15 protein-coding genes are annotated in these 14,777 nt (G+C 55.2%); 5 read left to right on the top strand and 10 right to left on the bottom strand.

Annotated features, from left to right (window positions below; translation table 11 throughout):
- Positions 1 to 10: 10 nt before the first annotated feature.
- The 5 genes from HCH_RS03060 to HCH_RS03040 all read right to left on the bottom strand — a co-directional run bounded on the left by HCH_RS03060 (position 11) and on the right by HCH_RS03040 (position 3,861).
- Positions 11 to 1,306, bottom strand: coding sequence for an ATP-binding protein (locus HCH_RS03060; RefSeq protein WP_011394651.1), 1,296 nt, complete (start codon positions 1,304 to 1,306; stop codon positions 11 to 13).
- Positions 1,307 to 1,368: 62 nt separating this feature from the next.
- Positions 1,369 to 1,974 carry a hypothetical protein gene (locus HCH_RS03055; RefSeq protein ID WP_011394650.1) on the bottom strand — a complete coding sequence of 202 codons (606 nt, stop codon included), beginning with the start codon at positions 1,972 to 1,974 and terminating at the stop codon, positions 1,369 to 1,371.
- A gap of 2 nt (positions 1,975 to 1,976) precedes the next feature.
- Entirely contained in the window at positions 1,977 to 2,345 is a 369-nt protein-coding gene (locus HCH_RS03050) for a response regulator (protein ID WP_011394649.1), read from the bottom strand.
- Between the two features lie 98 nt (positions 2,346 to 2,443).
- On the bottom strand, positions 2,444 to 3,031 hold the full coding sequence (locus HCH_RS03045; protein ID WP_011394648.1) for an ACP phosphodiesterase: 588 nt from the start codon (positions 3,029 to 3,031) through the stop codon (positions 2,444 to 2,446).
- A gap of 59 nt (positions 3,032 to 3,090) precedes the next feature.
- The gene (locus HCH_RS03040; protein ID WP_011394647.1) at positions 3,091 to 3,861 is read right to left on the bottom strand and encodes a substrate-binding periplasmic protein; all 771 of its coding nucleotides are present in this window, start codon (positions 3,859 to 3,861) and stop codon (positions 3,091 to 3,093) included.
- Between the two features lie 320 nt (positions 3,862 to 4,181).
- Between HCH_RS03040 and HCH_RS03035 the strand changes: the two genes are divergently transcribed.
- Both HCH_RS03035 and HCH_RS03030 read left to right on the top strand, forming a co-directional pair.
- Entirely contained in the window at positions 4,182 to 4,580 is a 399-nt protein-coding gene (locus HCH_RS03035) for a hypothetical protein (RefSeq protein ID WP_011394645.1), read from the top strand.
- On the top strand, positions 4,549 to 4,872 hold the full coding sequence (locus tag HCH_RS03030) for a hypothetical protein (protein WP_041598394.1): 324 nt from the start codon (positions 4,549 to 4,551) through the stop codon (positions 4,870 to 4,872). Before HCH_RS03035 ends, HCH_RS03030 begins: the two co-directional genes overlap by 32 nt.
- Positions 4,873 to 4,912: 40 nt before the next feature.
- Here the strand turns inward: HCH_RS03030 and HCH_RS03025 are convergent, their stop codons facing one another.
- Positions 4,913 to 5,131: a hypothetical protein gene (locus HCH_RS03025; RefSeq protein WP_011394643.1), complete on the bottom strand. Its 219-nt coding sequence runs from the start codon at positions 5,129 to 5,131 to the stop codon at positions 4,913 to 4,915.
- 654 nt (positions 5,132 to 5,785) lie between these two features.
- Positions 5,786 to 6,064: a hypothetical protein gene (locus tag HCH_RS34355; RefSeq protein ID WP_162470415.1), complete on the bottom strand. Its 279-nt coding sequence runs from the start codon at positions 6,062 to 6,064 to the stop codon at positions 5,786 to 5,788.
- Here HCH_RS34355 and HCH_RS03015 point away from each other — a divergent pair.
- The 3 genes from HCH_RS03015 to HCH_RS03005 all read left to right on the top strand — a co-directional run bounded on the left by HCH_RS03015 (position 6,039) and on the right by HCH_RS03005 (position 11,879).
- Positions 6,039 to 7,559 (top strand): di-heme-cytochrome C peroxidase, encoded by a 1,521-nt coding sequence (locus HCH_RS03015; protein WP_238384963.1) that lies wholly within the window; start codon positions 6,039 to 6,041, stop codon positions 7,557 to 7,559. The genes HCH_RS34355 and HCH_RS03015 overlap by 26 nt on opposite strands.
- A gap of 38 nt (positions 7,560 to 7,597) precedes the next feature.
- Complete coding sequence (locus tag HCH_RS32075) at positions 7,598 to 9,916, top strand: c-type cytochrome (protein ID WP_011394639.1); 2,319 nt, start codon at positions 7,598 to 7,600, stop codon at positions 9,914 to 9,916.
- 208 nt (positions 9,917 to 10,124) lie between these two features.
- Positions 10,125 to 11,879 (top strand): diguanylate cyclase, encoded by a 1,755-nt coding sequence (locus HCH_RS03005; RefSeq protein WP_011394638.1) that lies wholly within the window; start codon positions 10,125 to 10,127, stop codon positions 11,877 to 11,879.
- Between the two features lie 25 nt (positions 11,880 to 11,904).
- Here HCH_RS03005 and HCH_RS03000 read toward each other — a convergent pair whose 3' ends face one another.
- The 3 genes from HCH_RS03000 to HCH_RS02990 are packed head-to-tail and all read right to left on the bottom strand — an operon-like array spanning position 11,905 to position 14,775.
- On the bottom strand, positions 11,905 to 12,726 hold the full coding sequence (locus tag HCH_RS03000; RefSeq protein WP_148212457.1) for an alpha/beta hydrolase: 822 nt from the start codon (positions 12,724 to 12,726) through the stop codon (positions 11,905 to 11,907).
- The gene (locus HCH_RS02995; RefSeq protein ID WP_011394636.1) at positions 12,723 to 13,976 is read right to left on the bottom strand and encodes an ABC transporter permease; all 1,254 of its coding nucleotides are present in this window, start codon (positions 13,974 to 13,976) and stop codon (positions 12,723 to 12,725) included. The genes HCH_RS03000 and HCH_RS02995 overlap by 4 nt, the downstream gene beginning before the upstream one ends.
- A 19-nt stretch (positions 13,977 to 13,995) precedes the next feature.
- Entirely contained in the window at positions 13,996 to 14,775 is a 780-nt protein-coding gene (locus tag HCH_RS02990) for an ABC transporter ATP-binding protein (protein WP_011394635.1), read from the bottom strand.
- Positions 14,776 to 14,777: the final 2 nt, after the last annotated feature.

Here is a 14,777-nt window from a genome sequence, read left to right as displayed (position 1 = left end):
GAATGTTTATTCATTCTTCTCCCGCCTCCTCTTCAGGCTGGGTTACCGGAAGCCAGATCGTGAATGTCGTCCCTTCTCCAGGTTTACTGGCGACCTCCATACGCCCATGATGTTTCTGCACGATGCTGTAGGACACGGACAACCCCAACCCTGTTCCTTTACCTACAGGTTTAGTCGTGAAAAACGGCTCGAAGATACGATTGAGGTTTTCCGACGAGATCCCCGCCCCGGTATCAGACACGCGGATAAACACCATGTCGCCTTCGCAACCGGTGGTGATTTTGATAATCCCCTGCTTTTCAATGGCATGCGCCGCATTGACGATCAGATTCATAAACACCTGATTGATCTGAGACGGGATACATTCCACCCGGGGAATATCCCCATATTCTTTCTGCACTTCCGCCTTGAACTTCACCTCATTCCAAACGACGTTCAAAGTGCTGTCCATGCCGTTATGCAAATCCGCCTCCTGCCAGTCAGACTCGCCGACATGAGAAAACCCTTTGAGGTCCTGCACGATGCGTTTGACTCGCTCTATGCCATCCTTGGATTCATTGACCAACGTCACCAGATCTTCTTTCAGGTAATCGAAGTCGTATTCTTCTTTCGCCTTGTTGACGGCTTCCCGAATGGCTGTATCGCCAACCTTCTCAAATTGTTGTTCATAAACCGCAATGACCGCCAACAAGTCGTTCACCATATGCCCCAGAGAGCCCATGTTGGAATAGACATAACCAGTAGGATTGTTGATCTCATGGGCCACGCCCGCCGCCAACTGACCGATCGCCGCCATCTTCTCAGACTGCAACAGTTGGTTCTGCGCCTCTTCCAGCTTGGCGATAAGCTTCTTCTGCTCTTGCTTTTCATGTTCCAGGCGAGCGGTCAGCCGCTCCAGTTGCAGGGTCTGCTCCGCCACTTCAGTGACGTCAGTGATCATGATCAGTACCCCGGTGACTTCGCCCTTTTCATCCGTTAGCGGAGAAAAGGTAGCGTTCTGATACATCACATCGAGCCCGCCGGTCATCGGACGGCTGGTGGGAAAGTGGAAGACGTAGGGGCGTTTTTTCCAGTCAGTGAACGCCATGTTTTGAATGGTGTACACCGTGTCGATTTTTTTCTTGAACCAGCTTTGCGGCAGGTCGGGAAAAACGTCAAAAATGCTTTTGTCGATCGCGCTCGTTTCACCGCTGTTAATCTGCATGAATTCATTCCAGAAGCAGATCCGACAGTCCTGATCCAGAATGACGATCCCCATACTGATTTGCTGCAGCACATTCTCCAACAGTTTTTGTTCGAACGACATCCCCACTCCTTCCCGCAAATTCCTTTACTTACGCGCGCCTTCAGCCAATCGCGCGCCATGGGTCAAACGCCTTTGAGCAACTTATCCACTGCAGTGATGACAGAAGCGATGGATTCATTCGCAATACAGATCAGCAGTTCACAGAAAAAGGCGTGCGCCTCAATCTTGAATTGGATTTCCACCAGCAGCGCTTCTGAATCCTGAGGCAGGCGCTGGTTTTCGAGAGCTTCCGTCACTGACTTTCCTTCCACCAACAGCCCAGGGGTGGAGAACGACGACTTGCCTATATTCAGCTGCTGACTCAGGCCGGTAATACAGGCGCCCACCAAAATATTGGTAACGTCGAGAATCAACTCTTCCTTGACTCGTTGAGTATCGCTGTCCTGGGAGTATCCCATCAATTCGGCCAGTTCATTGGCGCCGTTCATGCCGAAAAAGATCACCACTTCGCCCCGCAATGGCCCCACAAACGACTGCCGGGTGGCGATGATGGGCGTATCGCCGAGTCGCTTGATCAGTTCCGGGTCGGCTTGGGATTTGAGGGAGTACAGCTTCGGCGCGGACAGGACGACAAATGTTTCAACGAGGCGAGCAAGCCTGTTAGCGCCCTGCCCCATGGCGATATTGAATATTTCCTGCAGCGCGTCTAACTGGTCTCGAGTAAACATCTTTAAAGTAAACCGATATCGTGAATACGCTTTCTCAACAATTCCGTGGTGACGGGTTTACCGATAAAGCAGGCCGCCCCCAACGCCAGCACTCGCTGCTGCGCCTCGGGCTGAATATCGGCGCTGATGACGCAGACAATAGTGTTCGCTTCCGCTTCCTTCAGCTTTTTAAGAACGGTGTAGCCGTCCATTTCCGGCATGGTCAAATCCAGAAACATAACATCAGCCTTACCGGCGTAATAGGCGTCCAAGGCTTCTTTACCATTCCGGGCGAACGTGATTTCCACATCACTAAGCTGCGGAGGCAGAGCGTTCATCACCATTTTCCGTGACAGTGACGAATCGTCTGCAATAACAATATTCATTGTCATAGGCATTCTCCATTGCGGGCCGTACCGTTTAAGTATAGACAATGAAAAACAGCTGGTGCGGAATCACCGCCAATGGGGGGAAATCAGCGAGAAAAAGACTACATGGAGTCGATATTGACGCCTTCGACGTAGGCCAGCAACTCAGGATAAAAGCCTAGAAAGCAGGCCTCTAACGCCTGATATTGAAGCTCCACTTCCTCGCCTGCGCCGTACATTGCGGTGCGCCGGCTCAGCCTGGCGGCAATATTGTCGAGTGATCGGTATATATTCGGCAGGCGCGCATAGCCGTTCAGCCAGTCATGTTCGCTCATATGTCGTACTGTGCGCTGCGCTCTTGGCGGCATCAGTTCATATTCCACCAGAAGCGACGTATAGACTCCGTCCGCGAAATCCTGCAGAGAGTCCGCATGCCAGTCTCGCCAGCTCCGAGCCAGGAAATGATCAAACGCCACATCCACTATAATGCCGGCGAAGCGGCGGCGGGCGGGGGAAATAAGCGCTATGGCCTCTTTAACCAGAGCATGATTATCCGTATATAAATCGATGGCTCGATGCAGGCGAATTCCAGTAGCCACCGACGCAGGCAGATGATTCAACTCCGCGCCTTTTACGAAATCGCCCAGAAAGTTACCTGTGAATGAGGTCGCGGAGAGATCCGCCAAATGGAAGTGCGCCAGGAAGTTCATAAGATACTATTCAGGAAGGAACAACGGTGTACAGAAAGCCCTCCCTGGCCTCCTTTCTGTTAGCGGTAGCGGGCGATAATTTCGTCGACTTTACCTTCGCTGCGCATCTTCGCCAGGGTTTCGTTAAGCAGATCGACGTACTTCTGCGGCGTTTCCACATTCAACGCCAAATACATTTCCGCCTGGTTGAAAACATAAGCTGGTTGCGGCGAGGGATATCCCGCCTGTTTCGCATAATAAGGGCCGGAGTAAGGGCCAGAGATCCACAAGTCAATGTACTTGCCGTACAGACGCTTGAGGTTCAGCGTATCATCATCGATCAGGCTGACATTCACGCCTTTTTCAATCAGATATTCGCTGGCGATATCGCCTTTGTATCCGCCCACCCGATACTTTTTCAAATCTTCAATGCTGGTGATGCTCATGGATTCATTGGGTCGACTGAACGCAACCCAGGAATCCTCCACCAATGGTCCCACCCACTGGAACATGCTCTCACGCTCTTCTGTACGGGTGGTGGAGAATACACCGCGATAAGCTTTGCGCTGGGCGTGCTCAAAGGCGTAATGCCAGGCGCGCAGCTTCATGTTGTAGGGCAGTTTGGCGCGTTCGAACAACATTTTCACAATATCCGCCGAGACGCCGTATATCTGGTCGCCGGAGTGTTCGTACTCACTATTGTTCATGCTCATGTTGTACGGCGGGTAGTTTTCCGTAACCAGAAGAAATGTCTCCACCTTTTCCGCCGCAGAGGCGGAGCCCGCGCATAAAAACAGCGCCAGCAGTAGAGAATGGAAAGAATGTGAGATCAAAAATTTAAAGACCCGCATTTCGAACAGATGCTCCCCTTTTGGAAATAGTTTTGCTCAAACTAGTTTGGTTCTTGTTTGGAAGATTCGCCAGTATATCAGCTAATTAGCTTAGGAACGCGGAAATAGCGCTGCAGCGCCGCATTTTCAGCGTTATGATGGTCGTCTGGATAACCCGGAAACATCCGACTCCCCCTGCCATGCAAAGGCGGGGCGAAAATGAATTTAATCATGTAAAATTAACTAGCCCAAAGTTGATAAGTACAGCCACATGGGCTATTTACGATAAAGGGAAAGCAGAGCAAACTACTCAGAAATAAAATGGATTTAAGGTGATGGATATGCCGACTCTGGTGCAAGCAATATTCGGAAGGGGACAAGCCAAACTCAAACGGCTGCTGAAGGACTATCCGCCCTATCAGGCCCCGCATTCACAGGAACCGTTTTCCTTAACGATTGAGCAAGCCTACGCCAATCTCAACTACCTGATCGCGGAAAAAGCCAACCGTCTGGTTATCTATGGCGAACTGCTGCGCAAGTTCGGCCTGGACCTAGACGAAGGGCTGCACAACGCCTCGCCGGAACCCTTCTTGCCCGATCTTCACGCCTGGGCCTATAAACACTGGCCGGAAGTCTATGAGCCCGCATCTGGCGCGCAAAGATATATGGTTGAACTCCAAGCGGGACGGCGATCACATTGTTTTCTCCATGCTGATGGACACCGCCCTCGCCCTGGGTGAAATCGTAGTGAAGCATCGCCCACGCACTTACTGGGGCCTGGATCTGAGCAACAGCAGCTGGCGCCTGCGCTACGTCAGCTATCAGCGGCCGGTGCTGTTAGGCGTTCCCGATCCTTACCAAAACAATGCGTTCATGGCGCTGGATTTTGAGAACACGGCTTTCTTTCATTACTCCAATATTCTGGCTACGCCACAGCCGGCGCAGCCATTGGGCGTCAAAGTCCTGTACGCCCTGCGCGAAGAAGAAACCCTGACCCAGGACCCCGCCGGCTTGTTCGGCAGACGGGCGTAACCTCCGTTTTACGCCCGTAGTGTTGAGAGCTAGTCGCTGCTCAAGGGTTCCCCAGGTCAGTGACATACAGGGTGTTGGCGTCTATGCGCCCTGTAGCCGGCGGTACTTTTTGCACTACGTCGCCGTTCCGTTCGGCCACAGCGAAATCATCGTCATTGATCGCCGCCACTTTGTTCGCATCCATAATCCACAAGCCCTCCAGCTTATCGTGCGGATAATTCATCTGCGCCAACAAGTCGAAAACCAATGTCTTGCTCACAGGTTACACACCCGCCGCCGCAAGCTCATCCCAGCTCAGCTCCTCCAACGCCTTGCTGTTGATTTGCATGCCGGTTTGCGAGTCAGAGTCTCCGCTGACATCCGTCGCTCCACGCAAATCAATCTTATATTAATATGGCAATGATATTGACATGTTAATATCTGGCGCATGGATGCGCCTGCGCGGGAGACAGGGCCTGACATGTGCAGGCCCTGTCGTTGCAGACAAATAGAAGGAAGCTATTTGTCTGCCTGATTAATATAAACGCTTATTTTTGGCTTTTTCTCCCGCACATCCACCGTCCCGCTCAACCATTAGAAACTCATCCTGCGCAGACGCCGTTGTGACGATTTCCCCCAAACAGAACGCCAATGCCCCCTGCTGAAAATTGTTCGCATAGAGATTCCTTAAGAAAAACGTTAAGCCCTTCTCTGACATCAACCTTCCATCACAAATTCATGAAAATTTGTCACTTTTTAAACAACTCTCTGAAAAATAAGCAATAAACTCTCACGGTTTTATAAAAACATGAACTATAGTTAATGCGTGCGCAGAGGACATTCATTTTGCGTGCGGCCGTTCAGGATCTCGTTAGTCAACCGGCGGCGATAACAACTAATGATACCAATCTGCTTTTCAGGGACACCCAGGACTTTACACCATGCTTTGCTGTTCAATCGGCTGCGGCTTACTACGCGCCTTGCCCAGACTTTCCTTATTACGCAGCGACGCGAAATCGCCTCTCTCCAGCGCCGACAAGCCTAATGTGAGGCGCTTAACCCTCGCCATATGCGCACCAGCGTTATTACTGCTGAGCGTCACGGCATGCCGCCAGACTGAAGAACCCACAGGCAGCACGACTGACGCGCCGCCAACGGGACCAGGCAGTGCGTCTGAGGTAATCCACTTGGAGCAAGGCTGGTCCGGCGCCACTCGGGACCAGGCTCATTTCGCCTCTTTCGGCTCGCGTATTATTCCCTATGACTGGCTTCTGCATTTGGAGCAAGCGGATAAGGAAGCGCCTTTCCTGGCAGAGTCGCATATGAATGAATTGGGATTTCTGAGCGCGCCGGCGTCCGAACACAACCCCGACGCATTGCCGGTAGGCTTCGCCCAGGATGTGGACGCAAATGGAGTCGCCTGGGCGGGATTAGGATGCGCCGCTTGCCACACGGCGGAAGTGCGTTACCAAGGTAAAAGCATCCGTATTGACGGCGGCTCGGCGCTGATCAACTACAGCGGTCTGGAATTCGCTATTCGCGACAGTTTGCAGGCGACCTTGGCGCAGCCAGAAAAGTTCTCCCGCTTCGCGAAAGCGTTCTCGGCGTCGTCGGAAGTGCAACTGAGAACAGCGTTGCAGCAACGCCTGGACTACTTCACCGAGCGCTTCGCCATGAATAGCACAGAGGTCCCCTACGGCCGTGGCAGGCTGGATGCGTTCGGACAGATCTTCAATGTGATCACCTCTGAAATCACTCATCAACCAGAAAACCGGCGTTCTCCGGATGCGCCAGTCAGCTTTCCTGTCCTGTGGGGAACTCCGCGCATGGATCTGGTGCAGTGGAACGGCTCCGCCAGCAACGCCGCCCCGGGGCCTTTGGCGCAAAACGTAACAACTGCGCTGGCGGTGTATGGCGCAGCGACCGTCGATGGTCACAGCGAACTTCCCGGGTATCCCAGCAGCGTCAATTTCAACAACCTGGGCGATATTCAAAAGCGCAACGAAGCCCTGCAAGCGCCAAAGTGGCCTGAGCCGATACTTGGCAAACTGAACACGCATCTCGTTGATCAAGGTCGCAGTCTTTACGCTGAGCGCTGCCTGTCCTGTCATACCTTGGCAGAGCACAACCCGTCGGATGCAAAAATCAGCGTCGCCCTAACCCCGCTCGATGAAGTCGGCACAGACCCCAGAATGGCCATGAATTTCCTGCGCGCGAGCGCGCAAAGCGGGCCCTACCAGGGACGTAAACTGATGGTGTTCGGCGGCGCAACGATCGGGGCGACGGAACCCAGCATCAAGCTCGTCATTCACGCGTCAATCGGCGCCATATTGCGCCATCCCATCGCCGCCACCCTGGATATGGCGGAAGCATCACACCCCAGCGGCAAGCCTGACGCGACGGCGATTCCCCGCTATTACAAGGGGCGTCCGCTGGATGGCGTGTGGTCGTCCGCCCCTTATTTGCACAACGGCTCCGTCCCCAATCTGCAATCACTGCTGCTGCCGCCGGAACAGCGCCCGCAAACTTTCTTTGTCGGCGATCGCGAATTCGATCCCGTCAAGGTCGGCGTCAGTACACGAAAAGCGCCCGGCGCCACGCTATTCGACACGCGTCTGCCCGGTAACAGCAACGCAGGACATCTGTTTGGCGTGGACCTGAGCTCCGACGACAAACTAGCGCTGCTTGAATATCTGAAATCTCTATAACCACGCAATAAAAACGAAATAGGTGCGAAGGAAAGGATATGACCTCCAAGGGAAGTATGAAGTTTATCCAACAAAAACGTAGCGCGCCGCTGCGATTGATCAAATGGCTGGCGTTCGTCGTGATCGTATTGGTTGTCGCCGCATGCGCCGGGTTCGCCTGGTTTGTGCTGTATCCCAATAAAAACCTGCCGGCGGCGGAGCCGGTCGATGAATATGTGTATCTGGATCAGGGCTGGGAGGGCGACAACGCTTCCTTGCGGGAGCTTTACTACTACACTCCCCAAGGAGTTTCCATGCCCCAGGGCGCATCTGCCGGCGCCGTGCGTTATAACTGGTTCATACACTTGGAGGAACCTTTCAGCGAACAGCGTCTGGCGGACCCGGAGCGCATGCGACTTTTTCGTTTTATTGTCGACCCTGTTCCCAGCGCCGCCAATCCCGACCAGCTTCCGCTGGGCTTCAGCAAGCATTTCGATCCCGCTATCGGCGAAGACGTGCTGGATATCTCCTGCGCCGCCTGCCATAGCAGTGAGCTGCATTATCAGCGCGATGGCGTCCGTTACGCAGTGCGCATCGACGGCGGTCCCGCCATGCATGCGCTCACCAGCATGCAGCGCGGCGCGTTCGCGCCGACCTTGGTGGCCTCGCTGTTTTATACAGCCGTCAATCCCTGGAAATTTGACCGTTTCGCGCAAAAAGTGCTGAACGACCGCTATCCGGAAGGCAAGGACGGACTGCGCTCCGCTTTGTGGCGCAGCGTCGGCGGTTTTGTCGGCGCCGGTCAAAATAACCCGCTGCGTAAACTCTACCCTGTGGAAGAAGGCTACGGTCGCACCGACGCGCTGGGCCGCATAGGCAACACCCTGTTCGGCGACCATCTGAGCGCATCTAACTATCAAGTCGGAGCGGCGCCAGTCAGCTATCCCTACTTGTGGGACATCTGGAAATTTAATTGGGTGCAATATAACGGCTCGGTGGCGCAGCCACTGGCGCGCAACATCGGTGAGGCGCTTGGCGTCGGCGCGCGCATCGATCTGGTCAACGCCGACGGCTCCCCTGTCCCTCCCGGCAAACGCTTTCACAGCGCCGTGCGCATCGAAGACCTCGCCCGTATCGAAAGCGCATTGCAAACGCTCAAGGCGCCTACTTGGCCGGAAAAGGTATTCGGACCAGTGGATCAGGTCCTCGCCGCCAAAGGCGAAGGTCTGTTCCGGCGCTACTGTCAGGGCTGTCACGGACCGCATGAAGCCGACGTCGCCGACTTGGAGATCAATGCGCCCCTGAAACCGGCGCCCTGGTCGGAATGGATGATTTCTGTAGCGCCGCTCAGTGTGATCGGCACTGATCCCAGCGCCGCCCAGGCCTTTATCGACAAGCACTATGACTTGTCTGCGACCGGACTGAACAATCAAGACATCGACGACGCTTTACGCCCCTTGTTGACCCAGCGACTGATTCGCGAGGTGCGCGCCAGACTGCGCCAAATCATCACACTGCGCCAGGAGCGGGAACTCCCCTTGGGAGAGTTGTCAGAGTTGCTGGCCGCTTATCCCTCCAACGACGTCATTCCCGTCGTCGCGCCGATTGGCGATTTCGCCGCTATCGCGGCTGCGCTTAACAGTCTGTCAACGCCGCTGGATAGCGCTCCATCGAAACCGTCCTATCGTCCCCACTACGTGAAAAGCTGCGACTTGATTTGCCTCAACGAGGAGCTGATAAGGCTCACCCAGAAGGGAGTCAAGGAAATCGACAACCTCCTGGCGAAACAGGACATCCATAGACTTTCCGAAGGACTTGCGTTGAATCTTATTGGCGTCCTGGTGAAAAACCGTTACTACGCAGACAACAACATCGACTATGCGCAGCGGCAATGTCTGGAAGGCTTCGGCACGCTCGACCTGCCTCAAGAGGTTGCGGGCTACAAGCCCCGCCCCCTGGAGGGGGTTTGGGCGACGCCGCCCTTCCTGCACAATGGCTCGGCGCCAAACCTATATCAACTGTTATCACCGCCCGAGCAGCGGGCAAGTCGCTTTCAGGTGGGCTACAGAGATTTCGACCCTGAACGCGTCGGCTTCGTCACAGAGCCGCCGCAAGGCGCGGAAGCCAACGGTTTTTGGTTCGATACCCGTTTGCCAGGCAACAGCAACAGCGGTCACGCTTTCTCCGCATCCGTCACGGATTGGCGCGCGTTCCTGCGGGACCCGGAAGCCAATCCATTGCCCAAAGGCGTTATTGGCCCCATGCTCACCGAGAAACAGCGCATGGCGATTGTCGAGTACCTGAAAGTGCATCGTGACAAGCCGGAAACGCCCGCGGAATTTAGGACTCCCGGGTGCTCGACAGTCTCCGAATATTGAGCGCCGAAGGACGCTCACAACGTCTGACGATGAAGGAAAGAGGCCTGCAAAGGGGGCTTGCAACAGCCTGCTGTAAAGTCGACAATGCGGCCTTTATTGGTAATACTAACAGACTATTGCGCCTTTCCTCCGGCGTGAGCTAGGAGAGGGCATGGAAGCTATTTCTTCCAAAGGAACATAAGTTAGTCAACTTTTTGGAGATGGCCAAATGCCTCGCCATAGCTATACGCTAGCTTGCTTAGTGTTTGTGTTGCTTTTTGCCCGTAGTTTGGAGGCTGTCGCGGCGAGCGGCGAGGGCCCGACTCCCTTCAACGTGGACAAAGGCCTCGACATGGCGGGGCTGACGCCGCATCTGGCGTTATTGGAAGATCCTACGCAATCCCTGCGCTTCGAAGAAGTCAGCTCTGCTGAGTTCGCCGACCGGTTCAAATCAACGGCAGGCCAGTCACCTAACTTTGGCTTTTCCGAATCCGCCTGGTGGGTTCGGTTCACTCTGAAAAACACCACTGCAGAAGATCTGGCGGTGACGCTGCGCCAGGATTACCCCCTGATCGACCACCTGACATTATGGGAACCGCTTGCCGACGGTTCCTGGAAACGCCACGCTACAGGCGATCGCCTCTCGTTTTACTCAAGAGACGTTGAGCACAGAGACTACTTGTTCCCTCTGGAATTGCCCGCCTACGCATCCCGCACCTATTACATGCGCTTCAGCAGCGACGGCTCCATGAACATCGGTCTGTCTCTGTACGCGCCTGAGTCGCTACTGGAACGCATCGGCAAGGAACAACTGGCCTACGGCGCTTATTACGGCGGGTTTCTGGTCCTCGTCATCTATAACTTTTTCATGTTCATCGCCGTCCGCGACCGCACCTTCGCCCATTATCTGCTGTACGTCACCAGTTATGGTCTGTATATGGCGGTGCATAACGGCCTGACATTCCAGTTTCTGTGGCCGAACTTTCCCTGGTTCGCCAATCACAGTCTGCTGATTCTGCTGATTCTGTCTCTGCTGGGCGCCTTGCAGTTCGCCCGCTCAATTCTGGTGACTCAGCAAATCGCGCCGCGAACGGATTTCGCCGCCCGCGTGCTGGAATGGCTGATGCTGATCAGCCTCGCCTGCACGCCGTTTTTCACCTATCACACAATGATTGTGCCGATATCCCTGCTGACTTTCGTCATCGCCGCCCAGTTGCTGCTGATGGGCGTGCTTGCGTTAATGGCGGGTTCGCGCCCCGCGCGCTACTACATGACCGCCTGGACGGCGTTGTTGATCGGCGTGCTGGCGTACATGCTGAAAACCTTCGGCCTGCTGCCGCATAACGTGCTCACCCAGAACGGGTTTCAAATCGGCTCGCTGACGGAAATGGTGTTGCTGTCCCTGGCGCTGAGCAGCCGGGTAAATGAGTTGCAGCGCAAAACCTACACGGACGCCCTGACCGGCCTGTTCAACCGCCGTCATTTCGACGACAAATTCGCAACAGAATTTCATCGCGCCCAGCAAAGTAAACAGCCACTGACCCTGCTGGTGATCGATATCGACTGCTTCAAGCAATTCAATGACACCTACGGCCACAACGTCGGCGACCATGCGTTGAAGGAGGTCGCTCGCATACTGGCGAAAGGCGTGCGCAAACCGAATTGTCCCTGTCGTTATGGCGGTGAAGAATTCGCGGTCATCCTGCCTAATACCGACCACGACGCCGCCATGAGTCTGGCCAATCGTCTAAGGGTCAAAGTCGAAGAAGAAACGGAGTCAGGCTACAAGCTCTCTATCAGCGTCGGCGTGGCGAGTATGGCTCATGACGAGTTCGACTGCCCCAATAAGCTGTTCGAGCGTGCGGACTACGCCTTGTACACCGCCAAACAGCAAGGCCGCAACCGGGTTATCGACTATCGTTCCTGCGCCCCGCGCCGGGAATCAGAGATGTCGAAAAATGCGCTGATTGGCGCGGAAAGCTGATTGCCTGAACCGCCGTTTTCAAGTATCAGAGACTCTCGATAAACTGACTGATGGCGCGCCAGTACTCAGGATACATACTGATGTCGTTGTGGTCCGCCGCGTCCAGGGTAACCGTGTTTTGCGGACCGCCCCAAGCCTCCATCAAGCGCCGCCCATGTTCCGCAGGCACAATTCTGTCTCTCCCCGCCAACAACGCCAGCGCAGGCGTTTTAATCGTCGCCGCATGGGTCAGTGAATTGAAGGGATGACGCACCAGTAAACCGACTGGCAACCAGGGGTAATGCCGCTTGCCGACGGCGGCCAGACTGTCGAATGGAGTGGTCAGCACCAACGCGCGCACCGGACGCCGACTGGCCAACTGCACCGCCACGCCGGACCCCAGGCTGCGACCCAGCAGAACAATATGCTGAGGGTCGATTTTCAATTTGCGAGTGAGATGATCATATAAGGCGACGGCGTCTCCCACCAACGCCTCTTCCCCCGGGGAGCCCTCACTGTCGCCGTAGCCCCGGTAGTTCAACAGAAGAAATGAGTCGACCGGCAGTTTTTCCATCTCCCAGGCGTTCCATGACACCTCTTCGCCGTTCCCGCCAAAGTACAGTAACAAAGGCTTGCTTGCGGAGATTTCACCATGCTGAAACCATCCGGATAAAGTCACGCCCTCATGTTCGAATTTGAATTCGATGGATTTCAGTCTGCTGCGGTTACCGGCGTCCACGGGCTGCGGAAAGAAAATCATCCGATCCTGATATAACCAGAAAAACGCCGCGCCGGAAAAGCAGATTAGCAGAAGAGTGCTGATTAACGCCCACATGAAGGTTCGCGCCTTAGCCCAGGATTGTCTCATGTTCGAATTGTCATACCGTCCGCCAGGGAGTAGCGATAGGCCCGATAGGCAGGCGCCGCTCCGATTAATACGCCCGCCAGAATGATGCCGCCCAATACGGCCAGATTATCGACGGTCAACGGGTCCACGCCGATAAACAAACCGAAGTAATTCTCCAGCGCAGGTTGAGCGGCGAACAACGTCAAAAACAGCATTCCGACGCCAACCAACACGCCGCAAACCGCCATCAAACCAGCCTCAATCATCAGTAGAACGAATATATGCCGCGGTTTGGCGCCTACGGAACGCAAGATGGCCATTTCCCGACGGCGTTCGTTCAACCCTGACCAGATTACCGTCAACATGCCGATCAAGCCAGTCGCGACGACAAATGCCGACACCGCCAGCAAGGCCACCTCCGCTACGCCCATCATGCTCCACAACTCCTGTAGCGCAACCCCCGGCAATATCGCCAGCAAAGGCTCGCCGCGATAATCGTTGATCGCACGCTGTAAGGTGAATGTGGCGATTTTCGAATCCAGCCCAACCAGAAACGCCGTTATCAGCTTCGGCTGCAAGTCGGCATGTCGCGCCTGCTCCGCGCTGATGGAACCGCTTGGCGCGCCGCTGTCCCATCCCAAATGGATGGCTTCAATGCCTTCCAGAGAGACATGCACTGTGCGATCCACCGGCGTGCCGGTCTTCTTCAAAATGCCGACGACTTTGAAAGGTTTATCGTCATGATTGGCAAAACTGACCTCGCCGGCGCCATGGGAAATCACGATGGACTGACCCAGTTTATAGCCCAGCTTCTCCGCCACTTCTGCGCCTAATACGGCGTCGTATACGTCATCGAAACGGTCGCCTTCGCTAAAAACCAGCGAGCGTTTGGAGCCATAACGAAAGTGCTCAAAATAGTCCGTATTGGTGCCCAGAACGCGATAACCGCGGTGTGAATCGCCTAACGACAGTGGGATCGTCCACTTCACCCGCTTCATGCCGGCCACGTCCTGATAACTGCGCCAGGAAATATTGTTGGTGGCGTTGCCGATGCGGAAAACCGAGTACAGTAGCAACTGCACGGAACCGCTACGGGCGCCGACAATCAGGTCCGCGCCGGAGATCGTATTGGCGAAGCCCGCTTTGGCTTCCCGGCGAATGTTGTCCACACCCAACAGCAGCATGACGCTGACGGCGATGGAGAAAATCGTCAGCAGCGCCGTTGTTTTGCGATTCAACAGGCTGCGCAGCGTTAAACTGTAAATAGACATCGAAAAGCGCCTCCGCAGGTCAAGATTCCGGTGACTGATAAGCGCGATTGATTTCCGCCAGACTGACAGTGCGGTCAAACAGGTCCTGCAAAGCGGGATCGTGGCTGACAAACACCAGCGTCGATCCGCTGGCGGCCACCTCCTGAAACAGCAGCTCGATAAACGCCACCCGGGCGTCCGCATCCAGGGCGGAGGTGGGTTCATCGGCGATAATCAGCCCTGGCGAGCCGATCAGGGCCCGCGCCACGGCGACCCGTTGCTGCTGCCCCACACTGAGGTCAGTCACCGGCCTGCGCCCGAGTTTACCCACATCCAGACGTAAATGGGATAACAGGCGCTCCGCCTCCTGGGTCAGACTGATTCCACGGGCGGCCACTCGTTGTCGACGCGCCTTGGAAAAACGGCAGGATAAAGTCACGTTATCCACTAAGGACAAGTAGGGAATCAGGTTAAACATCTGGAAAATGAAGCCGATGTTATCCGCCCTAAAGCTATCCCGGCGTGAAGCGCTGAGCGCGCTCAGCTCCGTATCCATCACCTTGACGCTTCCCTCCCTGGGCTGGATCACCCCTCCCAGCAGGCTCAGCAGCGTTGTTTTGCCGCTGCCGCTGGCGCCACGCAGAAAGATACGTTCTCCCTCCCGCACCTGCAGCGCCGGGATATCCAATACATCGTCCTCTCCCCCGGGCCAACGAAATTTCAGCCCCTCCAACTGCACCAGGGCAGGCTCTGGCGCAGGGCCAGTCGCCGCCGCTGCGTCTCGCACTGCCGCGATGGAGGGTTCGCTTAGATTCTGCATGA

Source organism: Hahella chejuensis KCTC 2396, assembly GCF_000012985.1.
Taxonomy (GTDB): domain Bacteria; phylum Pseudomonadota; class Gammaproteobacteria; order Pseudomonadales; family Oleiphilaceae; genus Hahella; species Hahella chejuensis.
The sequence above is the reverse complement of the archived record's forward strand: the minus strand, read 5'-3'. Positions and strand labels throughout refer to the sequence as shown.

What these genes read in the sequence shown, in the direction of transcription:
- HCH_RS03040 (WP_011394647.1), bottom strand. Translation starts at nt 3,861, where the DNA reads ATGCGGGTCTTTAAATTTTTGATCTCACATTCTTTCCATTCTCTACTG.
- HCH_RS03050 (WP_011394649.1), bottom strand. Translation starts at nt 2,345, where the DNA reads ATGACAATGAATATTGTTATTGCAGACGATTCGTCACTGTCACGGAAA.
- HCH_RS03000 (WP_148212457.1), bottom strand. Translation starts at nt 12,726, where the DNA reads ATGAGACAATCCTGGGCTAAGGCGCGAACCTTCATGTGGGCGTTAATC.
- HCH_RS03030 (WP_041598394.1), top strand. Translation starts at nt 4,549, where the DNA reads ATGCTGATGGACACCGCCCTCGCCCTGGGTGAAATCGTAGTGAAGCAT.
- HCH_RS02995 (WP_011394636.1), bottom strand. Translation starts at nt 13,976, where the DNA reads ATGTCTATTTACAGTTTAACGCTGCGCAGCCTGTTGAATCGCAAAACA.
- HCH_RS32075 (WP_011394639.1), top strand. Translation starts at nt 7,598, where the DNA reads ATGACCTCCAAGGGAAGTATGAAGTTTATCCAACAAAAACGTAGCGCG.
- HCH_RS02990 (WP_011394635.1), bottom strand. Translation starts at nt 14,775, where the DNA reads ATGCAGAATCTAAGCGAACCCTCCATCGCGGCAGTGCGAGACGCAGCG.
- HCH_RS03060 (WP_011394651.1), bottom strand. Translation starts at nt 1,306, where the DNA reads ATGTCGTTCGAACAAAAACTGTTGGAGAATGTGCTGCAGCAAATCAGT.
- HCH_RS03045 (WP_011394648.1), bottom strand. Translation starts at nt 3,031, where the DNA reads ATGAACTTCCTGGCGCACTTCCATTTGGCGGATCTCTCCGCGACCTCA.
- HCH_RS03035 (WP_011394645.1), top strand. Translation starts at nt 4,182, where the DNA reads ATGCCGACTCTGGTGCAAGCAATATTCGGAAGGGGACAAGCCAAACTC.
- HCH_RS03055 (WP_011394650.1), bottom strand. Translation starts at nt 1,974, where the DNA reads ATGTTTACTCGAGACCAGTTAGACGCGCTGCAGGAAATATTCAATATC.
- HCH_RS03005 (WP_011394638.1), top strand. Translation starts at nt 10,125, where the DNA reads ATGCCTCGCCATAGCTATACGCTAGCTTGCTTAGTGTTTGTGTTGCTT.